Raw genomic sequence first — 9,949 nt, forward strand, 5'->3', positions numbered from 1 at the left:
GAAGGCAGCGGTTATAATGTCAAAACGGTTTATGCCCCCTATGCTCGAGCCTATGAGCTTTTTGAGCGAGGGAAAGTAGACGCGATTATGAGTCCCGGTGCGCCGATTGTAGATATCGGCTTCCTCTCCGAACCGGTCGTTAACTTTCACAACGTTGCAATCAGTCTGAAGAAAAAGGGTTTTCCTGGAAACCTGCCATGGTCGTTCTTGCATGATAAATCGATTGTTGCCTTTCAAAAGGCGAGCCTCTTGTTGGGCAACGATTTCTCTAGCCTTGTGAAAGACAATCCTTTGTATGAAGAAATTGGTCGCCAGCATTTGCAGTTAAATCTGTTGTTTGTTCGCGAAGTGGATTTGATCGTGATGGAACGAAGTATTTTTGGCTATTTTTGGCGACAGGCGGTGGAGCGAGAGTACCCAGGTGACCCCCGTTTTCTTCAGCAAGTCCAGTTCCATGAGTTGTTTGATGTTAGTGAATATCGTTATCTGTTTCTCTCTGAAGAGGACAGGGATGTGTTTGATAAAGGACTGGATCGCATCAAAAAAGACGGTACCTATAACGCTTTGCTAGAGCAGTACGGAAACATGTTTGAGCGATATGATCCTATCGCGAAAGTCACTTCTAAAACGCGTAATTAGAAGGCGAGCAGACCAAGCATCTGGAATGCACTCGTTGCCGCACTTTTAATTTTCATTCTAGGATTTATAGACCCCATGCTCCGTGTTAGCATTGCAGAGCTTCATAGCGATACCCCCCACTTCTAATATTTGTAGGTGAAATCCGCTCCATGTCTTCTGGTGCTCCGTCACAATTTATCCACTTGCGCGTGCATACTGAGTTTTCGCTAGTAAATGGGCTTGTGCGAATAAAAGCGCTCGCTGGAAAGGTGTCGGAAAATGCCATTCCTGCTATTGCGATTACAGATCAATCGAATCTCTGTGCGTACGTAAAATTCTTCAAAGCCGTTCGAGGCGCCGGAGCAAAGCCGATTCTAGGCGCAGATATTTATCTTGAAAACGAAGAGGATGAAGCAAGTCCGTATGTGATGACCCTGCTAGCGAAAAACCAAAAGGGTTATCAAAACCTCACAGAGCTCATTTCTCTGGGCTTTACGCAAGGTCAGAAGCAGGGACGGGCGCTCATCAAACGTGCATGGCTTGAGAATGCTGCAGAAGGTTTGATCGCATTGTCAGGCGGCCGTAGCGGAGATGTCGGCGTGGCACTGGTTTCGGGCAAGTATGAGCTGGCAAAGCAGAGGGCAGAGCATTGGCAGCGCATTTTTCCAAACAGTTACTATCTTGAGCTTCATCGAACCAAGCGTGAAAACGAAGAGGAGTGCCTTCACCAGTCTGTTCGTCTTGCACAAGATATTCGGTGTCCTGTTGTAGCCACGAATGATGTGCAGTTTATTGATAGAGAAGATTATGACGCACACGAAGCAAGAGTGTGCATTGCCGATGGTGAAACGCTTGATGATCCTAGACGTAAGCGCCGGTACAGCGAAGAGCAATACCTGAAAAGCACGGAAGAAATGCTTGCGCTGTTTAGTGATATTCCTGAAGCCGTTCAAAATACCGTCGAAATCGCGAAGCGTTGCAACGTTGAGATGCGTCTAGGTGAATATTTCTTACCCCAATACCCTGTGCCGGAAGGCATGACCATGGATGATTTCTTCCGCAAGTTATGCCGTGATGGTTTGGATGAGCGCTTAGAGACCATTCTAGAAGGGTGCGACACGGCAGAAGCACGACAAGAGTATTACGACCGCCTTAAGTTTGAGCTCGATATTATTTTGCAGATGGGATTTCCTGGATACTTCCTCATCGTTATGGACTTTATTCAGTGGGCTAAGAATCACGACATTCCAGTTGGACCTGGACGAGGCTCCGGTGCCGGCTCGTTAGTGGCTTATGCACTGAAAATTACTGATCTGGATCCGCTTGAATATGATTTGCTATTCGAGCGATTTTTGAATCCCGAGCGGGTTTCCATGCCTGACTTCGATGTCGATTTCTGTATGGATGGGCGTGATCGCGTCATTGGATATGTTGCGGATCATTACGGGCGCGAAGCGGTATCTCAGATTATTACCTTTGGAACCATGGCTGCGAAGGCCGTGGTGCGCGATGTAGCGCGAGTTCAGGGCAAGTCATACGGTTTGGCTGATAAGCTTTCAAAACTCATTCCATTTGAAGTAGGCATGACGCTCGGCAAGGCGATTGAAGTTGAGCCGGCTTTGAAGGAATTTCTCGAGTACGACGAAGAAGCGCAGGATATTTGGGACATGGCGCTGTCGCTCGAGGGTATTACTCGAAACGTTGGTAAACACGCTGGTGGTGTTGTGATCGCGCCAACCAAACTTACCGATTTTTCAGCACTTTACTGTGATGAGGAAGGCGGTGGCCTCGTTACGCAGTTTGATAAAAACGATGTTGAAGATGCCGGTCTGGTTAAGTTTGACTTCCTTGGCCTTCGTACCCTAACGATCGTCGATTGGGCGTTGAAGATGATCAATCCAAGGCGTGAACAAGAGGGTAAAGAGGCGATAAACATTGAGCGTATTCCGCTTGATGATCCAGAGTCGTTTCGACTGCTAAAAACCGCTGAGACGACGGCCGTCTTCCAGCTGGAATCACGCGGTATGAAGGATCTGATTCGTCGGCTTCAGCCTGATAACCTAGAAGATATGATCGCGCTAGTTGCGCTGTTTCGTCCGGGGCCTCTCGAGTCAGGTATGGTTGACGACTTTATCAACCGTAAGCACGGCCGTGCACCGGTGGCTTATCCGCATCCGGATTTTCAGCATGAGAGCCTGAAGCCTATTCTTGAACCAACCTACGGGGTTATCGTTTATCAGGAACAGGTAATGCAGATCGCGCAGGTTCTTGCCGGTTATACGCTTGGCGGCGCGGATGTATTGCGTCGGGCAATGGGTAAGAAAAAGCCTGAGGAGATGGCCAAGCAGCGAGGCTTGTTTGAGTCCGGGGCGATTGATCAGGGTATTGATGGCGACTTGGCGCTCAAAATCTTTGATCTGGTAGAGAAATTTGCTGGCTATGGTTTTAACAAATCGCACTCTGCTGCTTATGCACTTGTTTCCTATCAAACGCTTTGGTTGAAAACACACTTTCCTGCGGAATTTATGGCGGCGGTGCTGACCGCGGATATGCAAAACACCGATAAGGTGGTCACGCTCATTGAAGAGTGTCGCAAGATGAAGCTTGCTATCGTTCTGCCAAATGTAAATGTCAGTGACTATACATTCACTGTGGACGAACAGGGTCAAATTGTATACGGCTTGGGTGCGGTTAAGGGCTTGGGCGAGGGGCCAGTCGAAAGTATTCTAGCGGCGCGTGCTGAAGGTGGCGCGTTCAAAAACCTGTTTGATTTTTGCGACCGTGTTGATTTGCGCAAGGTGAACAAGCGAGCGCTTGAAGCTCTGATTTTTTCCGGCGCACTGGATGAAATTGGCCCGAATCGAGCGCGCTTGATGGCGACGATAGAGGAAGCGATCAAACGTGCTGATCAGAACTCTCGCAATCAAAATGCTGGTATGAGTGATTTGTTTGGCGCTGTTGTGCCGGACGAGAGTGTTGATGATGTTTACCAGCGCTCGGAAGGAATTAGGGAGTGGTCTGAAAAGCAGCGCCTCGCACATGAGAAAGACACTCTTGGTTTGTATCTCACTGGGCATCCCTTTGATGAGTATGAGTCTGAGGTGCGTCGCTTTGCGCGCAATGCGATTATTGATTTGAAGCCTAGTCGCAATAAGATTGCGATAGCGGGCTTAATTGTTGATTTGCGATTAATGAAAAATAAGCGCGGCCAAAACATGTGCTTCGTGACCTTGGATGATCGTTCTGCGCGCATTGAAGCGACGCTTTTTTCTGACGCTTATGATGAGTTTAAAGATCAACTCAATAAAGACACCGTCGTTGTTATTGAGGGTGGAGTGAGTCATGACGACTTCTCGGGCAATTTAAAGCTACGTGTTGATAAGGTGATGTCTCTGGTCGATGCCCGGCAGCAATATGCATCTCAACTTGTCTTGAATGTGCATGCAGATCAGTTCAAGAATGGTTTCCTCAAAGAGCTTAAAAGTGTGCTGGCGCCTTATCAGGGTGGCGGCTGCCCGGTAACTCTTCGCTACTGTCGTAACGATGCCGAGACGACGATTGCATTAGGTGAAGCATGGCGACTTAGGCCGGATGATGAGGCGCTCTTTGAGCTTGCGCATATTTTAGGTAAAGAAAAAGTCATTCTTGAGTACAATTAGGGCTTTAAATTACGGCTATACTTGTGCCTAATGCACTTTGTCTTTGGAGCGTTCTGCGTTCCATTCAGCTGTATGGAAGGCCGTATTAGGCATACACCGTTTTCGACTTGGGTTTATATGAATTTACAGTACCTTGACTTTGAACAGCCGATTGTCGACCTCGAAGAGAAAATCTCCGAGTTACGTATGGTCGGTAATAGCCAAGATATGAATTTGACTGACGCAATAGAGCGTCTGGAACGTGAATGCATCGCGCAAACTAAGTCGATCTTCTCAAATCTAACGCCTTGGGATATTACCCGTATTGCGCGCCATCCTAAGCGACCTTACACCTTGGACTATATCGACCAGATCTTTGACGAATTTGAAGAGTTGCATGGCGATAGAACATTTGCAGACGATCCGTCCATTGTCGGAGGGTTGGCAAGGCTTGGCTCCTATTCCGTAATGGTGATCGGCCAGCAAAAAGGTCGGGATGTTAAAGAAAAAGTAAAACGTAATTTTGGCATGCCGATGCCAGAGGGCTACCGTAAGGCAAAACGGTTAATGGAAATGGCTGAGCGTTTTAATCTGCCCATTGTGACCTTAATCGATACGCCTGGAGCGTTTCCCGGTATTGGTGCTGAGGAACGTGGTCAGAGCGAGGCGATTGCGCGCAATATTGCCGTGATGTCGCGTTTGAAAACCCCGATTATCTCAACGGTGATCGGTGAGGGAGGCTCTGGTGGCGCATTGGCGATCGGAGTGTGTGATCGATTGAACATGCTGGAGTATGCAACGTATTCTGTCATCTCTCCCGAGGGCTGCGCGTCTATCCTCTGGAAAAGTGCCGAGTATGCGGCTGATGCTGCAACCGCGATGGGTGTGACGGCCCCTCGGTTGAAAGAGCTGGGTTTGATTGATCAGATTATTGAAGAGCCTCTGGGTGGTGCGCATCGAGATGTGCAAGCTATGGCCGAGTCGCTCAAAGAGCGTCTGCTTGTTGATATTCGCGCTCTGCGCGACACTCCGGTCGAAGAGTTGATCGAAGAGCGTTATCAGCGCTTAACTGCGTATGATAAAGGCTAAACTGGAAAGAGCGTTCGCTTCTTATCCTGATTCTTCCACATTTTATGTTGCTTATAGTGGTGGGCTAGACTCCACTGTCTTACTTCATTTGGCGAAGCGCGCCGCAAAAACTCAGTCCTCAAAACGGCGGATTCAACTAAAGGCGATCCATGTTCATCACGGCATTAGTGCGCATGCCGATCGTTGGTCAGAGCACTGTCGGGCTGAATGTGAGCGCCTAGACATACCGCTTATTGTTGAACGTGTTTCGATTAGGGGCTCGGGCGGGAGCTTCGAGCGTGCTGCGCGAGAGGCTCGTTACGCGGCATTTAACCAGTACTTGTCTTGCAGAGATGTGCTGTTGATGGCGCATCACGAGGATGATCAATTCGAAACGATATTAATGCGGCTTATGCGGCGTGGTGATGGAAGTTTGCTGGCCGGTATTCCTGAATCCAGAGAGCTTCAATCTGGCGTTTTATTTCGCCCCTTTCTTAATGTTCGGCGAGCAGATCTTGAGCGCTACGCGGTAGAGCATAACCTAAAGTGGGTTGAGGATGACTCCAATAAGGCATTGTGCATTGCCCGTAATCGTATTCGGCATCAAGTCCTGCCTAAATTGCAGAAACAAGAGCCACAACTGTTCGTTATTTTGGCTGAGTTGGTGCATGGTCATCGTAGGTTGAATGCGTTGTCGAGCCGTCTTTTTAAGGCGCTTTACCCAAAAATGTGTGTTGCTGTTTTTAACGGCGAGGTAGGGCTTTCTCTCAAAGTCTTGAGGTTGCTAGAGGCAGAGTCTCAACGAGATTTGCTTCGCTGGTGGTTACGTGATTTAGCGCTTGCCCAGCCGACGGCTGCTTCGTTTGAGCGCGTTTGGAATGAGTTAATTCCGGCTAAGGAGGATGCGCAGCCTCGCATCGACTGGGCTGGCTTAAGCTTGCGTCGCTATGCGGATGCGATATTTGTTGTGGAGTCAGATTTTACTGGTGAGAGCCAGTCTGAAGACTCTGACGTTGCTGAGAGTTGGGGTGAGCTCGGTAAACGTGAAAAGATTCGAGGTTTCACTAAAAAGCAGTGGCAGAAGCGTTTGCGAATTCCGCCTTGGCAGCGACCTTTTTTAAAGGTGCGTTATGGGGGTTCGAGTGATGTTGGCGCAAAGATCTTGGACGTTATTGATATGCGAAACGGCCGAAGCATTTTTACCGTTGCCGATTCGCATATCGAAGAGCGCTGAATTAAGGATTACCTAATGTCGCCACCATCACCGCTTTGATAGTGTGCATCCTGTTCTCTGCTTGATCAAACACAATGCTGGCGTCTGACTCGAACACGTCTTCAGTGACCTCTAGCCCGTTCAGGCCATAAGTCTCTTCAATTTCTTTACCGACGCGCGTTTCATTGTTGTGGAATGCGGGGAGGCAGTGCATGAATTTTGTGTTCTTGTTGTTTGTTTGAGCCATGAGTGCTGAATTTATTTGATACGGTTTCATTAGCGCAACGCGTTCATCCCAAGCTTCTTTTGGTTCACCCATTGAAACCCAGACGTCGGTATAAACGAAATCAACATCCGCCACGCCGTCAGCCACATCGTTTGTTAGTGAGATTGTTGCGCCGCTTTTGGCTGCAATTTCAAGACATCGGTTCACTAGGCTTTGTTCCGGGTGGAAACCTTTAGGAGCAACAAGTCTAATGTCCATGCCCATGATCGCAGCGCCTACCATCAAGGAGTTACCCATGTTGTTTCGCGCATCGCCAAGATAGGCAAATTTGACTTTGGACAGCTCCTTGCCCTCGCAGTGCTCAATCATGGTTAAGAAGTCAGCCAAGATCTGGGTTGGATGAAACTCATCGGTCAAGCCGTTCCACACAGGTACGCCAGAATACCTTGCCAATGCCTCAACATCGCTTTGGCGATAACCACGAAATTCAATGCCATCATACATTCGGCCTAAGACGCGAGCTGTGTCCTTTACAGACTCTTTCTCTCCCATCTGAGAACCGCCGCCAATGTAGGTTACGCAGGCGCCTTGATCGAATGCAGCAACTTCAAACGCACAGCGTGTGCGCGTCGATGCTTTTTCGAAAATGAGTGCGACGTTTTTGCCAAGGAGGTGTTTCTGCTCGGTCTTAGTGCGCTTTTGGGTTTTTAATTGCTTGGCGAGACTTAGCAGGCCGCCAATTTCGTCTGCGTTGAAGTCGAGCAGTTTGGTAAAGCTTTTTCCATTGAGCGAGAAGCTCATAGTCGTCTCCGCATTTTTAAAGCAGCGATGATAGCAAAAAGTTCGGGAATGTGTAGTTTGAGTCGATGGGGACGCTAAAGGCGGTTACGATTTTTTGGGCGTAATACGTGGCGAATCGTATCGAACGCCTTGCTATTTGCGGGGTGAGCTATTAGAATGCGCGGCTCGAAAAACTGCGGGTGGGCATCATTGCTTTTTGCATGTTTACCCGTTTAAATTGTAACTCCTTGCTTTAAAACAAATTTTTGATTTAAGGCTATATATCCAAAGGGAGCATTTATGCGTCACTACGAGATCGTATTCTTGGTACATCCTGATCAAAGCGAACAGGTGCCAGGTATGGTTGAGCGATACAGCAACCTAATCACTACCGGTGGTGGTCAGATTCACCGTCTGGAAGATTGGGGTCGTCGTCACTTGGCTTACCCGATCAACAAAATTCACAAAGCACACTACATCTTGATGAACATCGAATGTAGCAACGAAGTGCTTGAAGAGCTTTCTCATAACTTCCGATTCAATGATGCGATTATTCGCGACTTGGTCATTCGTCGTAAAGAAGCGGTTACCGAAGAGTCTGCAATTAAAGCATCTCAAAACCGTGATGACCGTCGTCCGCCTCGTCAAGAAGCGCCTCGTCAAGAAGCGCCAAAAGCTGAAGCAGAAACTGGCACAGAAGAAGCAGCTGGCGACAGCGCTGAATCAACAGAAGAGTAATTCGGAATTAGGAGAAGACTATGTCTCGTTTTTTACGTCGCCGTAAGTTCTGCCGTTTCACTGCAGAAGGCGTTAAAGAGATCGATTACAAAGATCTAGATACTTTAAAAGGTTATGTCACTGAAACTGGAAAGATCGTTCCTAGCCGTATTACCGGCACAAAAGCGAAATACCAGCGTCAGTTGGCGACAGCAATCAAGCGTGCTCGTTACGTTGCATTGTTGCCGTACACCGATAACCACCACGAGTAATGGTGGCTCCGTCTCGAGTTAATTGGGGACGGTTGAAAATTTACTTGAATACTTGAGGAAGCGCTTTGATGCGTGAATTAGCCCGGTTTGCCATGAAGGGGCCGCGCAACGCTGCAGGGGTTGCCTTTGTAGCTTGTTTAGTTCCAATGATGTTCTGGCTCGGTGCTGCGACGGTTGCGTTAGTAACGTTACGTCATGGTACGGCGAAGGGACTCAATGTATTCGTATGGGCCGCGATACCTGCTTTGGGTTGGTGGCTCGGATTGCACGATCCAACCGCATTGGTAGTGTTGATATCAACGTTTGCTTTGGCAGAGGTTTTGAGAATCAGCGTTTCCATGCGCAGAACACTGTTGTTTGGCTTTGGATTCAGTATTTTGATTGGTGTTATGACACCAGTTTTGATGCCCGAAGCGATAGAAATGTTGCTCACTGTGACGGATGAACTTCTCAAACAGTTGGCCGAAGATGCGCAGCTACAGGTAGATGATGAGCTTAGGGCTTCATTCCATGCCTTACTAATTGCGAGCTTTNCAGCATCATTTTTTGCCATGAGCGTGGGGAGTTTGTTTCTCGCGCGGTCTTGGCAGGCAGCATTGTTTAAGCCGGGGGGCTGGCGGGAAGAATTTCACCAGCTTCGTATGAGTTCAATGGACATGACAGCAATAGTTATTGTTATGTTGATTGGGCCTGCTATTGGATTGGATGGCTATCTACTGGTTTTCAGTGGTTTAGTACCAATTCTGATTTGCGGGTTCGCGTTAGTGCACGGTTTGATCGGCAAGAAAAATTTAGGCGGACAATGGATGATCGGCTTCTACGCATTAGTCGTCGTTCTGTTCCCGACCTTCTTAGCAATCATTGCGCTCATGGCTTTATTGGATAGCGCAGTAGATATAAGAAGTAGGGTTCAGTCTTCACCAGACGCATAACGAAGCGCTTGTGTTGAAGAAGATGGCTGTGAAGAAACATCCTTGTTCGCACAAAGAGACAATTCGATTTAATAGTTGAGGATAGCGAGATGGAAGTCATTCTACTCGAAAAAGTTGGTAAGCTAGGCGGTCTTGGCGACAAAGTAACAGTTAAATCTGGCTTTGGTCGTAACTTCTTGGTTCCATTTGGCAAAGCCGTTCCTGCAAACGCAGAGAATGTTGCGCAGTTCGAAGCGCGCCGTGCAGAGCTTGAAAAAGCAGCTGCTGAGAAATTGGCAGCAGCAGAAGCTCGTGCAGCTGAGTTGAACGAGAAATCAGTTACTATCACGTCAAAAGCTGGCGATGAAGGTAAGCTGTTTGGTTCAATTGGTGTTCGCGATGTAGCAGATGCGGTAACCGCTGCTGGCACCGAAGTTAGCAAATCTGAGGTTCGCCTTCCTGAAGGTCCGATCCGTGCAGTTGGTGACTACGAGATTGATATCCAG

The 9,949-nt window shown here is 48.2% G+C and carries 8 protein-coding genes; 7 read left to right on the forward strand and 1 reads right to left on the reverse strand.

What is annotated here, in order from left to right; translation table 11 throughout:
* From A3750_RS26025 to tilS, 4 genes are all read left to right on the forward strand, one after another.
* The coding region (locus A3750_RS26025) for a hypothetical protein (RefSeq protein ID WP_068548153.1) at nucleotides 1-639 on the forward strand (639 nt) is incomplete at its 5' end.
* A 149-nt stretch (nucleotides 640-788) separates the two neighbouring features.
* On the forward strand, nucleotides 789-4,277 hold the full coding sequence (gene dnaE / locus A3750_RS07975; RefSeq protein WP_068465244.1) for a DNA polymerase III subunit alpha: 3,489 nt from the start codon (nucleotides 789-791) through the stop codon (nucleotides 4,275-4,277).
* Nucleotides 4,278-4,394: 117 nt separating this feature from the next.
* Nucleotides 4,395-5,345: an acetyl-CoA carboxylase carboxyltransferase subunit alpha gene (locus A3750_RS07980; RefSeq protein WP_068453555.1), complete on the forward strand. Its 951-nt coding sequence runs from the start codon at nucleotides 4,395-4,397 to the stop codon at nucleotides 5,343-5,345.
* Nucleotides 5,332-6,558: a tRNA lysidine(34) synthetase TilS gene (gene tilS, locus A3750_RS07985; RefSeq protein ID WP_068453550.1), complete on the forward strand. Its 1,227-nt coding sequence runs from the start codon at nucleotides 5,332-5,334 to the stop codon at nucleotides 6,556-6,558. The genes A3750_RS07980 and tilS overlap by 14 nt, the downstream gene beginning before the upstream one ends.
* A 1-nt stretch (nucleotide 6,559) precedes the next feature.
* Here the strand turns inward: tilS and argF are convergent, their stop codons facing one another.
* The gene (argF, locus tag A3750_RS07990; RefSeq protein ID WP_068453548.1) at nucleotides 6,560-7,564 is read right to left on the reverse strand and encodes an ornithine carbamoyltransferase; all 1,005 of its coding nucleotides are present in this window, start codon (nucleotides 7,562-7,564) and stop codon (nucleotides 6,560-6,562) included.
* A 279-nt stretch (nucleotides 7,565-7,843) separates the two neighbouring features.
* Between argF and rpsF the strand changes: the two genes are divergently transcribed.
* From rpsF to rplI, 3 genes are all read left to right on the forward strand, one after another.
* Nucleotides 7,844-8,281, forward strand: coding sequence for a 30S ribosomal protein S6 (gene rpsF / locus A3750_RS07995; RefSeq protein ID WP_068453546.1), 438 nt, complete (start codon nucleotides 7,844-7,846; stop codon nucleotides 8,279-8,281).
* Between the two features lie 20 nt (nucleotides 8,282-8,301).
* The gene (gene rpsR, locus A3750_RS08000; protein ID WP_068453544.1) at nucleotides 8,302-8,532 is read left to right on the forward strand and encodes a 30S ribosomal protein S18; all 231 of its coding nucleotides are present in this window, start codon (nucleotides 8,302-8,304) and stop codon (nucleotides 8,530-8,532) included.
* Between the two features lie 1,021 nt (nucleotides 8,533-9,553).
* Nucleotides 9,554-9,949 (forward strand): 50S ribosomal protein L9 (gene rplI, locus A3750_RS08010; RefSeq protein ID WP_068548155.1); only part of this gene is annotated, 396 nt, incomplete at its 3' end.

Source organism: Oleiphilus sp. HI0079, from assembly GCF_001635105.1.